15 protein-coding genes are annotated in these 19,128 nt (G+C 48.7%); 8 read left to right on the top strand and 7 right to left on the bottom strand.

Going from position 1 to position 19,128, the window contains the following annotated elements; genetic code table 11:
- Positions 1–44: 44 nt before the first annotated feature.
- A complete protein-coding gene (locus HHX48_RS12660) occupies positions 45–1,055 on the bottom strand; it encodes a zinc-dependent alcohol dehydrogenase family protein (RefSeq protein WP_191025664.1) in 1,011 nt (336 codons plus the stop codon).
- Between the two features lie 213 nt (positions 1,056–1,268).
- On the opposite strand from HHX48_RS12660, the gene HHX48_RS12655 reads away from it, so the two are divergent.
- Positions 1,269–2,810: a S10 family peptidase gene (locus HHX48_RS12655; protein ID WP_191025662.1), complete on the top strand. Its 1,542-nt coding sequence runs from the start codon at positions 1,269–1,271 to the stop codon at positions 2,808–2,810.
- Between the two features lie 65 nt (positions 2,811–2,875).
- Here the strand turns inward: HHX48_RS12655 and minE are convergent, their stop codons facing one another.
- The 5 genes from minE to HHX48_RS12630 form a co-directional block, all read right to left on the bottom strand.
- A complete protein-coding gene (gene minE / locus HHX48_RS12650) occupies positions 2,876–3,127 on the bottom strand; it encodes a cell division topological specificity factor MinE (RefSeq protein WP_191025660.1) in 252 nt (83 codons plus the stop codon).
- Positions 3,127–3,936: a septum site-determining protein MinD gene (gene minD, locus HHX48_RS12645; protein ID WP_191025658.1), complete on the bottom strand. Its 810-nt coding sequence runs from the start codon at positions 3,934–3,936 to the stop codon at positions 3,127–3,129. The genes minE and minD overlap by 1 nt, the downstream gene beginning before the upstream one ends.
- A 30-nt stretch (positions 3,937–3,966) precedes the next feature.
- On the bottom strand, positions 3,967–4,677 hold the full coding sequence (gene minC, locus HHX48_RS12640) for a septum site-determining protein MinC (protein ID WP_191025656.1): 711 nt from the start codon (positions 4,675–4,677) through the stop codon (positions 3,967–3,969).
- 166 nt (positions 4,678–4,843) lie between these two features.
- Positions 4,844–5,836 carry a YihY/virulence factor BrkB family protein gene (locus tag HHX48_RS12635; RefSeq protein WP_191025653.1) on the bottom strand — a complete coding sequence of 331 codons (993 nt, stop codon included), beginning with the start codon at positions 5,834–5,836 and terminating at the stop codon, positions 4,844–4,846.
- 147 nt (positions 5,837–5,983) lie between these two features.
- Positions 5,984–8,035: a hybrid sensor histidine kinase/response regulator gene (locus tag HHX48_RS12630; protein ID WP_191025651.1), complete on the bottom strand. Its 2,052-nt coding sequence runs from the start codon at positions 8,033–8,035 to the stop codon at positions 5,984–5,986.
- A 245-nt stretch (positions 8,036–8,280) separates the two neighbouring features.
- On the opposite strand from HHX48_RS12630, the gene HHX48_RS12625 reads away from it, so the two are divergent.
- Positions 8,281–8,895 carry a Yip1 family protein gene (locus HHX48_RS12625; RefSeq protein WP_191025649.1) on the top strand — a complete coding sequence of 205 codons (615 nt, stop codon included), beginning with the start codon at positions 8,281–8,283 and terminating at the stop codon, positions 8,893–8,895.
- A 227-nt stretch (positions 8,896–9,122) separates the two neighbouring features.
- Complete coding sequence (locus HHX48_RS12620) at positions 9,123–9,668, top strand: redoxin domain-containing protein (protein WP_191025647.1); 546 nt, start codon at positions 9,123–9,125, stop codon at positions 9,666–9,668.
- Between the two features lie 30 nt (positions 9,669–9,698).
- Here HHX48_RS12620 and HHX48_RS12615 read toward each other — a convergent pair whose 3' ends face one another.
- A complete protein-coding gene (locus HHX48_RS12615) occupies positions 9,699–10,598 on the bottom strand; it encodes a cation diffusion facilitator family transporter (RefSeq protein ID WP_191025645.1) in 900 nt (299 codons plus the stop codon).
- Between the two features lie 226 nt (positions 10,599–10,824).
- Between HHX48_RS12615 and HHX48_RS12610 the strand changes: the two genes are divergently transcribed.
- The 5 genes from HHX48_RS12610 to HHX48_RS12590 all read left to right on the top strand — a co-directional run bounded on the left by HHX48_RS12610 (position 10,825) and on the right by HHX48_RS12590 (position 19,122).
- Positions 10,825–12,555 (top strand): DUF4856 domain-containing protein, encoded by a 1,731-nt coding sequence (locus HHX48_RS12610; RefSeq protein WP_191025643.1) that lies wholly within the window; start codon positions 10,825–10,827, stop codon positions 12,553–12,555.
- A 59-nt stretch (positions 12,556–12,614) separates the two neighbouring features.
- Positions 12,615–13,832 (top strand): imelysin family protein, encoded by a 1,218-nt coding sequence (locus HHX48_RS12605; protein ID WP_191025641.1) that lies wholly within the window; start codon positions 12,615–12,617, stop codon positions 13,830–13,832.
- A gap of 16 nt (positions 13,833–13,848) precedes the next feature.
- Positions 13,849–16,068 carry a TonB-dependent receptor family protein gene (locus HHX48_RS12600; protein WP_191025639.1) on the top strand — a complete coding sequence of 740 codons (2,220 nt, stop codon included), beginning with the start codon at positions 13,849–13,851 and terminating at the stop codon, positions 16,066–16,068.
- Positions 16,069–16,086: 18 nt separating this feature from the next.
- Entirely contained in the window at positions 16,087–17,097 is a 1,011-nt protein-coding gene (locus HHX48_RS12595) for a sterol desaturase family protein (protein WP_191025637.1), read from the top strand.
- A gap of 252 nt (positions 17,098–17,349) precedes the next feature.
- Positions 17,350–19,122: a DUF5666 domain-containing protein gene (locus HHX48_RS12590; protein WP_191025635.1), complete on the top strand. Its 1,773-nt coding sequence runs from the start codon at positions 17,350–17,352 to the stop codon at positions 19,120–19,122.
- Positions 19,123–19,128: the final 6 nt, after the last annotated feature.

Genomic DNA, 19,128 nt, shown 5'->3' with positions numbered 1-19,128 from the left:
TAAGCATCTCAGGCACACCCCTGCACCTGAGAAACACAACAGACTCAATATTCGACAACAATCTTACCAAAGTGCTCACCTGACTCCTCATAGCGAAATGCGTCAGCAAGCTTATCCAGGGCGAACGCCCGGTCAATTTCCGGCGTAAAGTTCATTTGGTCCAGGGCGTTTACAAACTCAACCTGATGCTGATGGCTGCCAACAATAACGCCGGTCAGGCGAATCTGTTTTCTCATTAACAGCGCGGTAGGCACCTCTCCACCAATGCCGGTTAAGACACCTATCAGCACGATACTTCCACCTACCCGTGTTGCTTTTATGGATTGCCCCAGCGTGGCCGGCCCGCCAACTTCAACAACGTGGTCGACACCGTGACCACCCGTCCACTCGCTCACCGTTTTACCCCAGTTTTCGTCCTTTTTGTAGTTAACGGTAAAGTCAGCACCCAACGCTTTCGCTTTTTCGAGCTTTTCATCGCTGGAGGATGTAATCGCCACGCGTGCGCCCATCGCTTTCGCAATTTGGAGCCCGTAAATCGATACGCCACCGGTTCCCAGCAATAGCACCGTATCGCCGGGTTTCAGGTTACCTTCAACAACCAGCGCGCGCCATGCTGTCATACCCGCAGTGGTGATAGTTGCAGCCTGACTATGCGACCAGTCTTTGGGTGCCCGGGTAAACCAACTCGCTGGGACTGTTACAAACTCACGGGCATAGCCATCGATACCATCGCCTGGCGTGCGACTGAAATCGCCGATTGTTGGTGCGCCTGTCTGCCAGTCCGGGAAAAAGACCGATACCACATTGTCGCCTTCTTTAAAGGTAGTGACTTCGCTGCCTACTGCCTTGACCACGCCAGCGCCATCTGACATTAATATTCTGCCGGCAGGCGCTTTCATCGTGCCGCTGGCTACTCCGTAGTCATGATAATTCAGGCTTGAAGCGTGCAGCTCAACCATAATTTCATGAGCTTTAGGCTCTGGCGGCGGTGCCACGTCGTTAACGTTCAGGCCATCAAGACCTTGCTCAGGGTTGCCGATTTCAACTTGTTTCATTTGCACCTCGTTTGCTGTGGGCGAAGAGTGATTATGGAGTTTTTACATCGACATCGGGTTTTTTGTTTATTCAACACCATAGAAGTTCGACCAAGTTTAGGTAGTAAACGCTAAATAACCCTAATAACCACTTAAAGGTTTGTTAATATATGGTTAATGACGCCATGTGCACGATGGCGATAAAGACGATAACAACATGTATACAGAGGCATTATGAACTGGAAGGGATATTTACTTGCCGTTACGGTCGGCCTGTCAGCAGGCACATCGGGGTATGTGCAAGCAGAAGATGGCGCGAAGCAAAACCACAACCGGCAAATTGATACCGAACTGTCGATAGACACAAAGCACCGGACCACGATCGCCGGCGAACGCGTCGAATATCGCGCTCAGGCGGGGATGCAACCCGTTTGGGATGAAGAAGGCGACGCCATTGCCACATTACAGTACACCTACTATACCCGTACCGACACTAAGAATAACGAGACGCGGCCACTGCTAATCAGTTTCAACGGCGGCCCGGGTTCTGCATCGGTATGGATGCATATTGCATACACCGGGCCGAAAATTCTGAATGTGGATGATGAAGGCTATCCGGTGCAGCCCTATGGCCTGAAGTCTAATCCCTACTCAGTGTTAGATGTGGCTGACATCGTTTATGTTAACCCGGTCAATACCGGCTACAGTCGCATTCTTCCCAATGAAGAGGGCGAAATGCCCTCCAAAGAAGAACAGAAAAAAATGTTCTTCGGTGTTAATGCCGATGTTGAATATCTTGCTGAATGGATAAACACGTTTGTCTCGCGTCATAATCGCTGGCGCTCACCCAAATACCTGATTGGCGAAAGTTACGGCACAACCCGCGTATCCGGTCTGGCGCTGGCACTGCAGAATCAGCAGTGGATGTATTTAAACGGCGTAATCCTGGTGTCACCTACTGAACTAGGCATTTCTCGAGATGGCGTCGTTGAGGCTGCTAACCGCCTGCCCTATTTTGCGGCAGCGGCCTGGCATCATAAAAAGTTGCCTGAGCAATACCAGAATATGGAGCTGGAAGCGTTTCTGGAGCAGGTAGAGACCTTCACGCTGGAAAAGCTGACACCAGCGCTCAGTCGTGGCGGCTTTATCAGTAAGAAGGAAAAACAGAATGTGATTCGCCAGATGGCGCGTTATTCAGGCATCAGTGAAACGGCAATTGCCAGAAATAACCTGGATGTCAGTACCTGGTTTTTCTGGAAAGAACTGTTGCGGGATGAAGGCAAAACGATCGGCAGACTGGACAGCCGTTATCTCGGTATTGATAAACAGGATACCGGCGACCGACCTGATTACAATGCAGAGCTCTCATCCTGGCTGCATTCGTTTACGCCAGCTATTAATTATTACCTGAAGAACGAGCTTAAGTTTGATACCGACGTAAAATACAACATGTTTGGTCCGGTTCACCCGTGGGATCGCTCTGATAACAGTACCGGTGAGAACCTGCGTGCCGCGATGGCTGCCAACCCGTACCTGAATGTAATGATTCAATCAGGCTATTACGACGGCGCCACAAATTACTTTGATGCCAAATACACCATGTGGCAATTAGATCCCAGTGGTAAGATGAAAGACCGCCTGAGCTTTAAAGGCTATCGCAGCGGCCACATGATGTATCTGCGTAAAGAGGACCTGAAAACAGCCAATGAACATATCCGCGAGTTCATCAGTGCTACCACCCCTAAAGAAGGTCAGCCTGCCCGTTATCAGCGTTAGCAGGCATAAATTACAGATATAAAAAAAGCGCTTCACTGAAGCGCTTTTTATTTACCCGACTACCATTATTCCGGCAACGTAATATTAAGCTCCAGTACACTGCAATCGTCACTATCTTCCAGCTGCACAGACACCTGATCATCTGCAATCTGTACGTATTTACGAATAACCTCGACGATCTCTTTTTGCATCATCGGAAGGTAATCCGGTTCAGTGCGTTTCCGGCGCTCATGCGCAACAATTATCTGCAGACGCTCTTTCGCCACGGCTGCAGAATTCGACTTACCCTTTTTTAACAGATAGTCAAAAATTCCCATTATTTTCCTCCGAGCAGCCGCTTAAAGAAACCTTTCTTTTCAGCTTCCAAAAAGCGATGTTCTACCTTTTCACCCACTAACCGGCGTACTGCATCTGAATACGCCTGACCGGCTGTAGATTGCTGATCAAGAATAACAGGCGCCCCCTGGTTAGATGCGGCAAGTACAGCCTCAGATTCAGGAATCACGCCAAGTAAGGGAACAGCGAGAATTTCTTCAACATCGACAACACTTAACATTTCTGCGGTTGCTACGCGATGCGGGTTGTAACGGGTCAACAACAGATGCTCTTTAACACTTTTACCCTGCTCAGCACGCATTGATTTGCTTTGAAGGATACCCAGAATACGATCAGAGTCGCGTACCGACGACACTTCCGGGTTGGTTACCACGATGGCCTCATCTGCAAAGTACAGCGCCATTTGGGCCCCCTGCTCGATACCCGCGGGTGAGTCACAGATAATGAACTCGAAATCTTTGCTCAGGTCATTCAGGACGGTCTGAACACCATCCATTGTCAGTGCATCCTTATCCCGGGTTTGCGAGGCAGGCAGAATGTATAACCCATCAGTACGCTTATCTTTAATCAGCGCCTGATTAAGGGATGCTTCTTTATTGATAACATTAACGAAATCGTAGACGACTCGTCGTTCACAGCCCATGATCAAATCAAGGTTACGCAAGCCCACATCAAAATCGACAACGACAGTTTTGTGTCCCTGAAGCGCCAGGCCGGTTGCAATAGCCGCACTGGATGTTGTTTTTCCAACCCCTCCTTTTCCGGAGGTTACAACGATAATTTTTGCCATCTACTTTTTCCTCGACGAAAACGTACGGTCTTAACCCAGTTCGGTGACCAGTAACGCATCCTCTTCTAAATATGCCTGTGCCGGTTTCTTCCAGCACTGTGTTTGTATAGTTTCCTGCATGACGAATCTGCCGGCAATGGAAATCAGCTCAGCCTCCATCTGCTGACAGAAAATCCGTGCCTCTGTGTCGCCTTTGACTCCTGCAAGAGCCCGGCCGCGCATCGTGCCGTAAACATGGATATTGCCGTCTGCCAGAATTTCAGCACCCTCACTTACTGGCGCTAAAATGATTAGGTCGCCGCCCTGAGCATAAACCTGTTGTCCTGAGCGTACAGGTCGAGACACTACCCGGGTTTTATTCACCTCAGGCGTCGCGCCAGCTGGCTTTTTCTCAGTGGTTTCTGACGTACTGCCAGCGGGTAACTCACTGTCAGTGGATTTGCTCTGACTTATGTCAGACAGTCCGAGGTCATTAATCGTATCGCGTAAATCATTCACCTGCCCTTTTACTGCCATTGGCTGAAGCTGGTGTTTACGACACAGTGTGACTAATAACTCAAACGCGGTTTCATCAATGTTACAACTTAACTGAATAATAAGGGAAGAACGTGTGAAAAACTGCGGTGCACTGGCAATCTTTGCTGCCAGCTGCGTATCAAATTCATCAGGGTCAAACGTTATTATATCTAGCACAATGCTGGTTAGCGTTGTGCCTTTCATCCGAAAGCATTGCTCTGCCATTCGTGTATCCTGAACGTTGCTGACAAGGCCACATGCCAGCGAACATGGTTAATCTATAGACTAAGGCCGTCAACTCTATCAAATTCCAGCCCTACAGCAATAGGCAGAGGGCCGGGATTGAAGCAACTGCTCAATAAATCAACGTTTATAGGAAAATAAAAATATTTTATTCTTTTTGCTGGAAGGGCGACGCTTCCCGGGCGTTCATATCACGCAGATCGTCAGGGGTATTGTCCGCCACAAACGCGCCGCGATCCCCCTTGGGTTTGTCGTCTCCTACGGTGCTATCAGCAGAGGTCTGCAGCTCTATGGCAGCATTCACCTCCGCGCCGAGCAGTATGATATAAGCGGTCAGATATAACCACATTAATAAAATGATTATTCCACCTACCGAACCGTACGTTTTGTTATAGCTGGCAAATTCGCTCAGGTAAATGGAAAATCCGTATGAGGCAAGTATCCATAGTACCGTCGCCAAAATGGACCCGGTCGTCACCCACCGCCATTTAGCAGGTCTTCGGTGTGGCCCGTACCGATATAGCGCTGACAAACTGGCATTAAATAGTAAAAGCATAATCGGCAGGGTGATAAAATTGGCCTGAGCTGACGAAATAAAGCCTGCTGTCGCCCAACTTATCCATTTGGGCACGACCGTTATCAGTGCTAGCGCCAGAATAATGGTAAGGATAATACTGGTGGTGCCTGTCATCCTGGCCAGTAAACCTTTAAAAAAATTCCGGCCCTTGGACTCATTATAAGTAATATTACACGCCGTTATTAATGCATTTGCGCCTTTGCTACTACTCCACAGTGACAGCACAATGGACAGAATCAGACCCCAGCTGAGCGTTGAACTCGGCTTTTCAGTCAGGTTTTTTAATTGCTCTTCCAGAATATAGCGGCTTTGGGATGGCACCACATCGACCAGCAGTGCCATATGTTCTCTGAGCTCTTCAGGCGACACCATCAGCCCGTAGAGTGAGATTAGCGCCCCTAATAACGGGAATATCGCCAGCAAAAAATAAAACGCCACGCCCGCAGCGACGATGGGTAAATTGTGCTCCTGAGTTTTTTTAACCACTCTTTTGCAGATATGCCACCAGCTTTTAAGCGGAAGATGCAATACAGAGTGTGCCAACGGCGATAATTTTGAGCTCATGATTTTTACGTTTTTATTCATCCTGCTATGTTGTACATCGCGAAGTGTGATTAAAGTTTACTTAGTACAAAAGAAAGTCAGAAACGAAAGGAGGAATAAGAATCTCACCGAAAACGGCCGCCAAAACGGCCTTGATATCGGGCGTGTTTAGCGGACACCGGGAATCGCCGAGGCGGTAATTTGGGGGTACGCCACTTCATTTAGTACCCCGCGCAGCGCTTCCAGCTTGACCGGCTTTGTTAAAAACGCATCCATGCCGGCTTTCAGGCAGGCTTGTCGGTTGCTGTCGGAAGTATCAGCCGTCATCGCAACAATAAACATTTTGCCGTCACTGGTATACGTATCTTTAATGACTCTGGTTGCTTCAATCCCATCCATCACCGGCATTTCGCAGTCCATAAAGACCAGCGTGTAAGGCTCGCTGGCGCGTTCAATGCACGTCACCGCCTCTAACCCATTCACCGCATAATCTGCACTGACCTGAAGCTGAGACAGCAACGATTCCATCACCAGACGATTTATTTCGTTATCATCCACAACCAGCAATTTTATATGTTCAAAGCTGCTGTTTTGCGGGCCGATGTAGTCTTCTTTTGCCACATCTTCCTGGTTGAGTGCATTAAATGGCAATTCGACAAAAATACGGGTGCCCTGCCCTTCCTTGCTGCTGACTTTTACCGTGCCACCAAACGCATCGCAAAGCTCCTTAACGATAGCGAAGCCCAGTCCCGAACCGCCATACTTAGAGGAGATGCCCGAGTGTCCTTGCTTAAAGGGCTGATAGAGACTTTCTATGGCCTGTTTATCCATGCCAATACCGGTATCGGTTACGGTAACAGCGATGACATCACGCCCTGCTTTCTCTTTAATACGCGCTGTCAGATTGATAATGCCCTGATCAGTAAATTTCACCGCATTATTGAGCAGATTTGAATAGATTTGTGTCATCCGCCCCGGGTCCCCGTGAGCACGCAATCCTTGAGGAAACTGTGCATCAACGTTAAGGGAAAGCCCTTTCTTCTTGGCCAGAGGCTCATAAAGGTAGAACAAATCGTCGAAAATATTGCTAACCGAAAACGGGACTTCTTCAAGCTCCAGCTGACCCGATTCAACCTTGGAGTAATCCAGTACATCATTGACCAGACGGACCAACAGATCGGCGCTGCGCATGGCAATTGCTACCCGGCTCTCAATGATGTCCTTATTATTTTCACCCTTCAGCGTTTGTAACATGCCGGCAATGCCGTTGATGGGCGTGCGCAATTCGTGGCTGATTTTACCTATCATTGCGCTTCGGGCCTTGAGCAATCGCTCGGCTTCGTTTCGTCTGTCGATCAGTTCGTGACGCAATGCCATCTGTGAATCAATGTCCTGAAAAGCGCCGAAAATTCTTACACACTGGCCATCCCTGAACTCTGGTCGCCCTTGCGTAGCAACCCACTTCACTTTTCCGGTATAGGTTCGCAGTAAGATTTCAAGGCTCCATCCCTTGCCGGTTGCCATCGCTTCGGCAAGTGCATCCGAAATGGTATCGCGGGACTCGCCCTCTGGATAAAACTCTATTGCACTGACCAGATCCGGCTCGTAATCATCAGGTACCTCATGAATTCGCCGGGTTTGTTCTGACCAGTAAATTTTATTGTTGGCCAAGTCCACTTCCCAGCCGCCTATCAGCGCCATTTTCTCCATTTGCTCTTGCAGCTCAATACGCTGCTTCAATTCCTGCTGCTCGATGTGGCGCGATATCTCTACGCCAATCCATTGTGCAAACAAATTTATGAAGTCTATGTCGTCGCTGCTGAAGGACTTATCGCGGGCAGTGGGCGAAGAAAAGTTAAGCGTCCCGTAGAGTTCGCCCATAACAACAATCCGGGCACCGATATAACTTTCCAGCCGAAAAGTTTCATAACAGGGATGTGTAGCCACAGCGGCCACTTGTGATGCATTGGAAAATGCCAGCGCCTCATTGGTCTGTAAGGTATGCCAGCAATAAGTTTGGCCCAACGAGAAAGTAAGTCCGGGTGTCAGTGTAGGATCATTGGATACAACGTACTTGACCGTGTATTCGTCACCGCTTATAAAACTGACAATAGCGTGCTGTTGCTGAAACGCTTCCAGACCCAGTTTCAAAATAGCAACAATTTTTTGCTCGAAGCTCAGCGACTCATCCGAAGTCAGTTCGTGCAACTTTTTAAGCATAACAGCGACCAGTTACGTGCAAACAAATTCTACGCTTAGTGTAGATTATGCCGCTAGCTAATGCACCGCTTTAAGGCCCATAACGAAGAAAAAAACGACAGGTTGCCCACCCGGTTACAATACTTCCCTTATATTCAAGGGTTCTTTAAAGCTCATTTTTTATACAAATATCATCCTACACATTTAGAACTTCTTACGTATATTGTTAATGAGATGTAAAGGCTTAGGCAACGTAGGAGAAGTCAATGAGCAATCATCTGTGGGGACTGTTACATCATCCAGACCGTGAATGGCGCACCATTAATGAAGAACACGAAACGGTCTCGCATTTATATATGCACCATGTTTTATGGATGGCTTTAATACCGGTTGTAAGCTCATTTATCGGTACAACACAATTTGGCTGGTCCTTGGGCGGCGAAACCGACACCATTCAGGTCGGGTTTGAAACCGGCTTACTGATTGGCGCTTGTTTTTACGCGCTGATACTACTGGCTGTTGCTGCAGTGGGCAGCATGATTCACTGGCTCGCCAGAAAATTTCCAACCCGTCCATCACGACATGAATGCATTATTTTTGCCGGCTATATTGCCACGCCAATGTTTCTTAGCGGCCTGTTCGCCATTTATCCGATCATCTGGGTTTGCGCCTTAGCCTGTATCACCGGCATTTGCTATACCGCCTATCTGCTTTATCAGGGCACACCCAATTTTCTGGGTATCAGTCATAAAGAAGGGTTTATCTTGTCCAGCACGATGATGGCCATTGGCGTTTTATTGCTAGAGGTCCTCCTGATGGCAGTTGTGTTGTTATGGAGCCTGGGCTCCGAGCACAGTATTGTCTGGAAATTCCTGCACTAAGTAGCAGTCATTTTGCCATCGTAAACGCCCATCAGGAGCAAAAAATTTAATTTGCTCCTGTTTTCTGACGCTTCTTTAAAGATTTGTCATATTGCACTTTTTACCCCACCCCTGCTAATCCTGATAGCGTTTATTCGCCGTAAGCACCTTAAGAGTTTTACATTGCGCCGGAGCATCGCGTTATCTTTATAGCTTATCCGGCGTTTATCCAAACGATGAGGAGTACTATGACTCAACCTACTTTTTCGCAAAAGTTACAGGCCGGCAGCACCTTTCCTGATATCTCTGTTACCGATCTTCATACCAAGACGCACGTTCTCGGCCAACCCGGTGAAGGTAAAGACTGGCAATTAGTGGTTGTTTATCGTGGTCAGCATTGCCCTATTTGTACGAAGTATCTGAACAAGCTGCAAAAACATAAGAACAAGCTCATGGATACCGGCGTCGATATTATTGCGGTGTCGGCTGATAGCAAGGAACAACTGGAAAGCCACTTAGATGATCTCTCTGTTGATTTCACTCTGGGATACGGGCTTACCGAAGAAAATATGAAAGCATTGGGTGTGTATATCTCCGACCCACGCTCTGAAAAAGAGACTGATCATCCGTTTGCGGAGCCAGCACTATTTGTGGTTGATCAGAGTGGCATCATCCGGATTATCGATATTTCTAATGCGCCTTTCTCAAGACCGGATGTGGATATTCTGGTAGACGGCCTGCAATGGCTCAGAAAACCGGACAATGATTATCCGGTACGTGGCACACACGCCTAAGCGCTACGACACATTTCGTAAAGCCGCTCCTCAACGGGAGGGGCTTTGTGATTGACTTGCCGCTGCATCGCGGCAGTCTTCCCCCAGTAGCTCAAACTCCACCGTAGTGTGAGCAAACTCAAACAGCGCCAGCGTATCAGCGACCTGCTGTTTAAGCGAACGGTAATCATCCAGTGACTCACATTTTACAACTGCATGTAATGTTGCAATGTGGTGTTCACCGTCCAGCGACCAGATATGCAGATGATGGATACTGGCGATCGCTGAAATTTGTTGTAGCTTGTCTGATACCTCACGGGTAATTGCTTTTTCCGGTGCTGCCTGAAAAAACAGCTTCACAGTACTTTTCAGATTACGAAACACATTAAACAGAATAAACAGTGTGAAAAGCAGCGACAACAGAGGGTCAAGGATGGGCCAGTTAACAAAATGCATTGCAATGGCTACAATCATAACGGCAACCCAACCCATAACATCTTCAATTAAATGCCAGTTCAGCACTTTTTCGTTTAAGGTCTGCCCGCCGTGAAGTTTATATGCTGCATAGCCATTCATTACTACACCCAGAACGGCCAGCCCCATCATCCCTTCAATATGGGGCATTTGTGGCTCAAGCAGCCGCGGGACGGTTTGAAACAAAATCCATACTGAACCTGCTATCAGCACCACGGCATTTAGCAATGCACCCAGCAGGCTCAGGCGTCGATAACCATAGGTAAAAGAATGATCGGCCTCTTTTCTGCTCACCCTGTCCAGTAACCAGGCACTACCAATAGAAAGCGTATCGCCTAAATCGTGCACTGCGTCAGCCATGATAGCGGTACTGTTGGTCAGTACACCGCCAATAAACTCGATAATGGTAAAAGTAAGGTTCAGAAAAAACGCCCATCCGATACGGGCCGACGTTTCATGGTGATGATGATGAGCCATTTGTCAGTGTTCCTTTACAACTTGCTGCGTAGTCTGAGTACACGGCCTTTGGCGGAAAACGCAAGAGGTATCCGATAGTTATGGCGATTTGGACAGTTTGGATTGCTTTGGGTGTGCTCAGAAACGGTAATGAGAATCAGGCGCAAAAACCATTGCGAATGATATTGATTCTCAATTGTAAACTGGTATAGTCGTGCTTCACTTAAGTTAACAAGAGAAGTAAGGAATGTTTAATAAAAAGCTCTTGGCCGTCGCCGTTGCAAGTTCTCTTTTGGTTTCTGCGTGTGGTGGAAGTTCGTCATCGGATAATGATGATCCTGCCCCGACACCACCTCCATCCAACTCTGCCCCAACTGATATTTCAGTTTCTTCAGCCAGTGTGGATGAAAATGCAGCGGGCGCAGAAATAGGAACATTATCTGCCACCGACGCCGACAGCGATGAGACATTCACATTTACAACTCAGGATGAACGCTTTGTCATTGATGGCACTACGCTTTCACTGGCCGACGGTGTTGCACTGGATTATGAAATGCAGACCACGGTAGATGTTGATGTCAGCGTCACTGACAGCAACGATGAATCGTTCACCAAAACGCTGACTATCGATATTAACGATGCGCTGGACTTTTACGACTTTGAAAGCGCCTTTGTAAATGGCGAATCAGCTGTGTCTTACAGCGGTCAGGTTGCGCGTCATTTGTTAATCAATGATTTAAATATCCTGATTGACTCGCAATTAGGTGATACCGCCGCATTTGATACCGATGGTAATTTCACAACGCGTGACGACGTGGTTGCTGCGCTCAATTCGTACTTTGACGTCAGCGATTATGATGCACTATCACAGCGCGCCCTGCTTACCACTACCGACCCTGCAGCCGTGCAGCAAACACTGGCTGACGTATCATCATCCAGTAAAAACCTGGTTGGTAAAATTGCAGGGAATGATGAGGTTGGTCAGCATAAAGACTGGAACAATGGTGAATTTGTTGGCTGGGGTGACGCCGGCAGCACGACGCCTGAAGGACTGGTACGCATGTTTTTCAGCGAACTGGCTGATAACGCCGATGCACAGTTAGGCGGAACATTGCGCCAGGACCCCTTTGGCAACGATATCAATAAAATTTATCTGACCAGCGACGGTCGCGATCTGAAGCAACTGATTCAGAAGTTTTTGCTGATGTCTGTGGCATATAGTCAGGCCGCGGATGATTATCTTGACAGTGATACTGCTGATAAGGGCCTGCTGTCTGATCATACCGGTACTGAAGAAAGCTTTACGACGCTGGAACATCAGTTTGATGAAGGGTTCGGTTATTTCGGCGCTGCCCGCGACTACCTTGAATACACAGATGAAGAAATTGCCGCTAAGGGCGGTCGTGAGGACTGGCAGGGCTATCACGATACCGATGGCGATGACGCCATCGATTTTAATGCCGAATACAATTTTGGTCAGTCTACCAATGCAGCGAAGCGTGATCTGGGTGCAACCACAGAAACGGATTATACCGCTCAGGCGATGAATGCCTTTTTGATGGGCCGTAAACTGTTAAACGATACCGCTGGTACTGCACTGACAGAGGCAGAACGTGAAGAGCTGGAAGGCTACCGGGATAGCGCGCTGGATGCATGGGAACGTGCCATTGCAGCAACGGTTGTGCATTACATCAACGATACCCACGCTGATCTGAGCGCGATTGGTACTGACGATTTTGATTACAGCGACTTAGCTAAGCACTGGTCTGAAATGAAAGGCTTTGCCCTTGGCTTGCAGTTCAACCGCTTCTCGCCGGTAACGGATGAACAGTTCGCGCAACTGCATGCATATATGGGTGACAAGCCGGTATTGACCGACAGCGACGCCGTTGCCGCTTATCAGGCTGAGTTGATGCAGGCCCGTGATATTCTTGAACAGGCATACGGCTTTGATAGCGAAAACGTTGCCAACTGGTAAACCGACATGACCAACACCGCTGCTTTTCTTAGCAGCGGTGTCTTTTTTTGGAGTCCCCTATGAAACGTTCTTTACTGGTTAACACAATCGCTGTTGCGATGGCTGGTTTGTTAGCTGGCTGCGGTGAGAGCACCAGCAGTGATTCGGGTGCGCAATATGGAAACAACAGCGCGCCGGAACAACCTGTAGAAAACAATTTCAACGAATCATTACTGCTGGCGTCAGTGGTGGACAATGTGTTGTTGCCTACCTATAGCAAATTTGCAGAAGATGCTAACGCACTTCAGACGGATATAACGGCATATTGTGCCACGCTGGCATCAGGCGATGCCTCTGATGCGCAGCAGCAGGCGCAGCAAAGCTGGAAGACAACCATGTCAACCTGGCAGTTAGCCGAGGTTATGCAAATAGGTCCGCTGGCCGACAACGGCTATGCCCTGCGCAATAAAATTTACTCCTGGCCAAATGTAAGTGCCTGTGCCATCGACCAGGATGTCGTACTGGCAGAGTCAGCTGATTATGACGTCACAACACGTACCCCAAGCAGACGCGGTCTGGATGCGTTGGAGTACACACTTTTCAATACCGAATTAAATCATCAGTGCACGGTAGCTGGTACAGCGCCGGAAGGCTGGAACAATCGTACCGAGCAGGACCGACGTCAGGCCCGCTGCGCCTATTCAGAACTACTTGCTCAGGATTTGGTGACGAATGCCAATACGCTGGTAGATGCCTTCGAGGGCGAGCAGGGATATGGCGAGGTGCTGAAAAATGCCGGTCAGCCAGACAGTCCCTTTGCGGTGTCTCTGGACGCGGTTAACGATATTACCGATGCAATGTTTTATATCACCGAGGTAACCAAAGACGCGAAAATCGCCACCCCGGTAGGTATCATCGCCAATGATTGCGGTACCTCCCCTTGCCCGCAAAACGCTGAATCGGTGTACGCAGATCATTCGTTAGAAAATATCATTGCCAATCTGCAAGCGTTGAAAGCCCTGTACCTGGGTGGTGAAGCTGAGAATGTCGGGTTTGATGATTTTCTTAATGATGTTGGTGACAATGATACTGCAACACGCTTACTTGCTGACATTGATGCGGCCATTTCTCACGCCCAAAGCCTGAATGGTTCATATTCGTCGCTGCTGACGGAGCAGACAGAAGAAGTTGAGCAACTTCACTCCGAAGTAAAAAGTGTCACCGACACGGTAAAGACTGACTTTATCCAGAGTCTGGCCCTGGAACTGCCTGCCACCTCTGCTGGCGATAATGACTAATAAGAGCAGCGATTTTATGCAAAAGCATGTATTACGTATTCTGTCGGTTGCGGTAGCTGCAGCCTGCCATTCCTTTTCAGCGTCTGCCGCGGCTGAGCCTGCGAGCAGCGGTATCGAACACATTAGTATTATAGGCAGTCAGCAACAGCTCGACACAACCGCCGGTTCAGTCACACTCATCACCGAAGATGCACTTGAAGCCTTTGAGTTTGACGATATTTCACGTGTACTGGCCACCGTGCCCGGTGTCAATATTCGTCAGGAAGATGGCTTTGGCCTGCGCCCGAACATTGGATTTCGCGGCGTCACGCCTGAGCGCAGTAAAAAAATAAATATCATGGAAGATGGTGTGCTGATTGGGCCTGCACCCTACTCTGCGCCGGCGGCTTACTATTTTCCTATGGTCAGTAAAATGACTGCTGTTGAGGTTACCAAGGGGCCTTCAACTATCGCCTATGGCCCGAATACGGTTGCCGGTGCGCTGAACCTGGTAACGCGGCAGGTACCTGCTGAACAAACCGGTCAGATTGATATTGCCGGTGGGACAGAGGGTTACTACAAAGGCCACGGTTATTACGGTAATACCATTAACAATCATGGTTTTCTGGTAGAAGGCATCGCTATCGGCAGTGACGGATTCAAGTCGCTGGATAGCGGCGCAGATACTGGTTTTGAAAAGATCGATCTCATGGCCAAGTGGCGCTACGATTTAAGCACTGCTGATTTTGATCAGTATGTTCAGGTAAAAGGCGGGTACAGCGAAGAAACGTCCAATGAGACCTACCTGGGCTTATCGGATGAAGATTTTGCTGCTGACCCGTATCGTCGCTACGCCGCATCCTCCCTGGATCAGATGGACTGGGAACACAACCAACTGCAATTGACACACTTTCTGGCCGGCGACTGGTTTGATGTAACTACCCGTGTTTACCGCAACAATTTCGAGCGCGCCTGGAATAAAATAGACGGTTTTGAAAGCTCCCTGGGCGGACAAATTCCTACCTTGCAGGAAATCCTGACCAATCCGGACAGTGAGCAAAACACCGGATATTACAGCGTTTTGACCGGACAGTCTGACAGCTCAGTACGCGAAAAAATCGTGCTGGGTAACAATGCCAGGGAGTATTATTCACAAGGTGTGCAGGTAGATATCAGCCTGGATTTGACCCTGGCTGGTCTCGCCCATCAGGTCGAGCTTGGCGCGCGTTATCATAGCGACGAAATTCAGCGTAATCATACTGCGACCAATTATTTCATGCGTTCAGGCGAGCTTGAGCTTACCGGCGAGCCAACCCGGGCGACCACCACCAATACAGAACAAACTGATGCGTTCTCTGTCTATGCCAGCGACACCGTATCGTTTGGCGCCCTTGCCCTGACCGCCGCTATTCGCGGAGAGTTCATTGACGGCGAGTATCAGAACAGAGCACCGGGGTTTGCTCAGGACTTTCAGAATAAATCCACGCGGATATGGTTACCTGCAATCAGTGCGTTTTATCAGCTGACCGGCGAGCATGCCTTATTTGCCGGTTTTCATCAGGGATTTGTGCCCACCAGCCCTATTCAGTCAGCGTCTATTGATGTTGAGCAAAGTAACAACTTTGAAGCTGGCTGGCGCTTTATTCAGCCTGCGCAGCGTATCGAGCTGGTTGGCTTTTACAATGACTATTCAAACCTGATTGAGTCCTGTTCCATTTCAGCCGGATGTGATACCGATACCACGTTCCAGGCCGGGGATGTGGATGTTTACGGTGTTGAAGCGTCTTATCAGCGTCAGTGGCAGGTCATGAATAACTGGTCGTTACCACTTAATGTGACTTACACCCACACACAATCGGAATTTAATCAGACGTTTTATTCTGAATTTGCGCAGTGGGGATTTGTTGAAGAAGGCGCATCGGTGCCTTACTTGTCTGAGAACATGCTTTCAGTGAGTCTGGGACTGGTCAGCGATAAGGTTGATATCCATATTCTGACTTCGTATTCTGACAGTATGCCTGAGTCAGCCCAACAGGCGCTTACCGGCGACGTACGTGACAGCACGCTGGCAGGCAAGGAAACTGATGCATTATTGAACGTGGATGTTTCAGCCGGTTACCAGCTAACCCCACAAAGTCGGGTTTATGCCAAGGTTACCAATCTGCTGGATAACGAGGATATTGTCAGTCGCCGGCCGTACGGTGCGCGTCCGAATATGTCCCGCCAGTTTCAGCTTGGTGTTAAATACGCATTTTAAACGCTTAGGGAGCCAGTAATGACAGACCTGCTGCTGACAGAATTCGGACAAATGGCGAAAGCGGTTTTGGATCCGAATAGCAGGCTATTTGCTGGCTACCTGCTTGGTGCACTGCTAATTGGCGTGCTGGTAACAGCAGCGCAGTTTGGCCTGCGCGGACAACAGGGTGCTGTGAGACAGCTGTTTAATCGCAAGGTCTGGCTGCATCGCTCCGCACGGCTAGATTACCAGCTATATGTGATAAACCGCCTGGTCAGGGCGCTGTTATGGGCGCCGATTGTTCTGACCATGGTGCCTATCGCGCTGGGAATCAGCGATGCGCTGGAAAGTGCGTTCGGCTACCAGCCCCCTGTCTCTCAAAACAGCGCCATTGTGATCAGCGCGTTTACCCTGATACTGTTTCTTTTCGACGATTTCACCCGCTTTTTACTGCACTGGATGATGCACAAAATTCCGCTGTTATGGCATTTTCACAAGGTGCATCACTCCGCTCAGGTACTGACGCCGATGACCGTGTACCGCTCCCATCCTGTCGAGAGCTTTCTTTACGCAACACGGATGGCCGTTGCTCAGGGGTTTGCTGTGGGCATCAGTTATTATTTTTTCGGTACCGCGCTTTCCATGTTTGATATTCTGGGGGCCAATGCACTGGTATTCGCCTTTAACATGCTGGGAAGCAACCTGCGCCATTCCCATGTCAAATGGCGCTGGGGCAAGCTGGAGAAATGGTTTATCAGCCCGCTACAACACCAAATCCATCATAGTACCAACCCAAAACATTTTGATAAAAACTTTGGTACCGCTCTGGCTGTCTGGGACAGGCTGTTTGGCTCACTGGTGATATCTGAGCGGGCTATGCGCTTACGCTTTGGATTGGGCAGACGGGATAAAGGGCACTATAATGTTGTTCAGGCATATATGCGTCCATTTCAGGATATCAGCACTTCCGCCTGTCGCAAATTTACGCTAAAGCGCTCGACTGAGCATTCGTCGCCTTCCGTTAATACTGAATCTAATAACGTATACTGAGCAATACAGTCTGTTTTCTCCTGCTGCATAAAGGGACTGCCACCTCATTAGCCTCTTACTTAAGAAAATCTGCAAATTACATTAATCATAACTAATTAATTAAAACCGCTACTATTCAGACACATAGAGAATTCCTGAGATAATCTGGTTATACTTTCCTGTGCGCACTTATAGCTTGCTATACCGCTAAGTTATTGTTTCAAAATTGTAAACGCATACCCTTTACCTCACTGTAACAATGAGGTTTTGATTATGACGTTCGGAAAATCCCTGCTTGCACTGGCAATTGCCACTACACTGACAGCCTGCGGTGGGAGCGATTCAGGCTCTGAAAATACCGCCAGCGACACCCCCGACACTGCACCACCTGCTGAACAATCGCCGTCCGATGCGACTGTCGTTGAAGGCGTAGTGACCGGATTTGGCAGTGTGTATGTCAATGGCAAACGCTACGTGTCAGATGGTGCTGCTTTTACTATTTCAGGCAAAAGCGGGGCTCAGGAGTCCGGACTGAAAATGGGTATGGTGGTTCGCGTGCTGGCTACCCAGTCTGAGGATGGCACTGATCCTCAGGCAACAGAAATTGTTTATGAGGAAACGTTACAAGGCGAAGTCAGCGCCATTGATAATACCAATGCCCGGTTTACCGTTGCAGGTCAGAATGTCTATTTTGATGATTTGACTGAGTTTGATGAAATTGATGCGCAATCACTGAGTGTGGGAGACCGGGTTGAGATGAGCGGCTACGCTACCGAAGACGGCTTTTACGCGACCTTTGTAAAACTTGAAACCGAAGATTTGGGCGTGAAACTTACCGGGGCTGTCAGCAGTCTTGATACTGACCAGAAGACATTCATGGTTGGCCAGCAACTTATAGATTACAGCCAGGCCACCTTTGACGATATGGTAGTTGAAGATTTGGCAGATGGTCTGATGGTGAAAGTGGAAGGTGCGCTGAGTGACGATACGTCGGCGGCACTGATTGCAACTGAAATTGAAAACAACTCAGACGACGACAGAGATGATCTCGGTGAGATTGACGATGTCGATATCGCCGGTGTTGTTACCAGCTACGACGAAACTGCGGGCACCTTCAAGGTCAATCGCTATGACTTTGCACTTAGCGATGAAACAGAATTCGAAGACGGCGACCGCGCTGATTTTGCTCAGAACATCTGGGTAAATATCGAAGGCAGCCGGGTGGAAGAAAACTGGGTTGCAGAGAAAGTCGAGTTTAAAAAGCGTGACAGCAACACGAAAACTGAAGGCATGGTGACCAGTGTAGATACTGACTCACAGGCATTTGTTGTTAACGGGATCACCTTTGTAACCGATGGTGACACCCAGTACGAGGATGAATCTGAGCTGGAGGAACGTCGCTTTACCTTTGACGACATCCTGGTTAACGATTTACTCAAAATCGCTTCTAGGGAAGCGGATGACGGCACCGTTATAGCGCTTAAAGTGAAGCGCATTGATGAGGATGATCGCGAAGGAAAAATTAAAGGAAACGTCATGCAGGCAACAGCAGAAGGCATGACCGTTGCTGGCGTTCAGGTTAGCTTTACGCAAGATACCGAGTTTGAAAGTCGCGACGACATGACTCTGGAAGATTTCCTGACCTACGTAGAACAACATAACGCTGTACGCGTGAAAGTTGAGGGTGATTACAACGACACGAGCCTGGTAGCAGAAGACGTCAAGGTGATGCCGTCAAAAGGCAAATCGGGTAATGGTAGTGATGATGACGATAGTGATTCTGACGAAGCGGATAACACTGACGTATCAATGGAAGGTCAGGTAGAAGCTATTGGTGAGCAAACCATCACCGTCAATGGCTACGAGCTGCAATTTGATGAAAACAGTGAACTGGAAATCAATGACGAAACCGTTGATGCTCAGACCTTTATCGCTGCGCTTGAAGTCGGCACTGTGGTGGAGTTTGAAGGCACAGTTACCGGTGAAGGTGTTGTGTTGGTCGATGAGGCAGAAACCGAAACACAAGATGACACTGAAGCGGGCTAAGCTGCC

Origin of the sequence: Salinimonas profundi (assembly GCF_014750655.1) — a bacterium.
Taxonomy (GTDB): domain Bacteria; phylum Pseudomonadota; class Gammaproteobacteria; order Enterobacterales; family Alteromonadaceae; genus Alteromonas; species Alteromonas profundi_A.
Note: the sequence above shows the minus strand (reverse complement) of the source record. Positions and strands in the feature narration are given on the sequence as shown.

Coding starts and splice junctions, on each gene's coding strand:
- HHX48_RS12660 (WP_191025664.1), bottom strand. CDS start 1,055: ATGAAACAAGTTGAAATCGGCAACCCTGAGCAAGGTCTTGATGGCCTG.
- HHX48_RS12655 (WP_191025662.1), top strand. CDS start 1,269: ATGAACTGGAAGGGATATTTACTTGCCGTTACGGTCGGCCTGTCAGCA.
- minE (WP_191025660.1), bottom strand. CDS start 3,127: ATGGGAATTTTTGACTATCTGTTAAAAAAGGGTAAGTCGAATTCTGCA.
- minD (WP_191025658.1), bottom strand. CDS start 3,936: ATGGCAAAAATTATCGTTGTAACCTCCGGAAAAGGAGGGGTTGGAAAA.
- minC (WP_191025656.1), bottom strand. CDS start 4,677: ATGGCAGAGCAATGCTTTCGGATGAAAGGCACAACGCTAACCAGCATT.
- HHX48_RS12635 (WP_191025653.1), bottom strand. CDS start 5,836: ATGAGCTCAAAATTATCGCCGTTGGCACACTCTGTATTGCATCTTCCG.
- HHX48_RS12630 (WP_191025651.1), bottom strand. CDS start 8,035: ATGCTTAAAAAGTTGCACGAACTGACTTCGGATGAGTCGCTGAGCTTC.
- HHX48_RS12625 (WP_191025649.1), top strand. CDS start 8,281: ATGAGCAATCATCTGTGGGGACTGTTACATCATCCAGACCGTGAATGG.
- HHX48_RS12620 (WP_191025647.1), top strand. CDS start 9,123: ATGACTCAACCTACTTTTTCGCAAAAGTTACAGGCCGGCAGCACCTTT.
- HHX48_RS12615 (WP_191025645.1), bottom strand. CDS start 10,598: ATGGCTCATCATCATCACCATGAAACGTCGGCCCGTATCGGATGGGCG.
- HHX48_RS12610 (WP_191025643.1), top strand. CDS start 10,825: ATGTTTAATAAAAAGCTCTTGGCCGTCGCCGTTGCAAGTTCTCTTTTG.
- HHX48_RS12605 (WP_191025641.1), top strand. CDS start 12,615: ATGAAACGTTCTTTACTGGTTAACACAATCGCTGTTGCGATGGCTGGT.
- HHX48_RS12600 (WP_191025639.1), top strand. CDS start 13,849: ATGCAAAAGCATGTATTACGTATTCTGTCGGTTGCGGTAGCTGCAGCC.
- HHX48_RS12595 (WP_191025637.1), top strand. CDS start 16,087: ATGACAGACCTGCTGCTGACAGAATTCGGACAAATGGCGAAAGCGGTT.
- HHX48_RS12590 (WP_191025635.1), top strand. CDS start 17,350: ATGACGTTCGGAAAATCCCTGCTTGCACTGGCAATTGCCACTACACTG.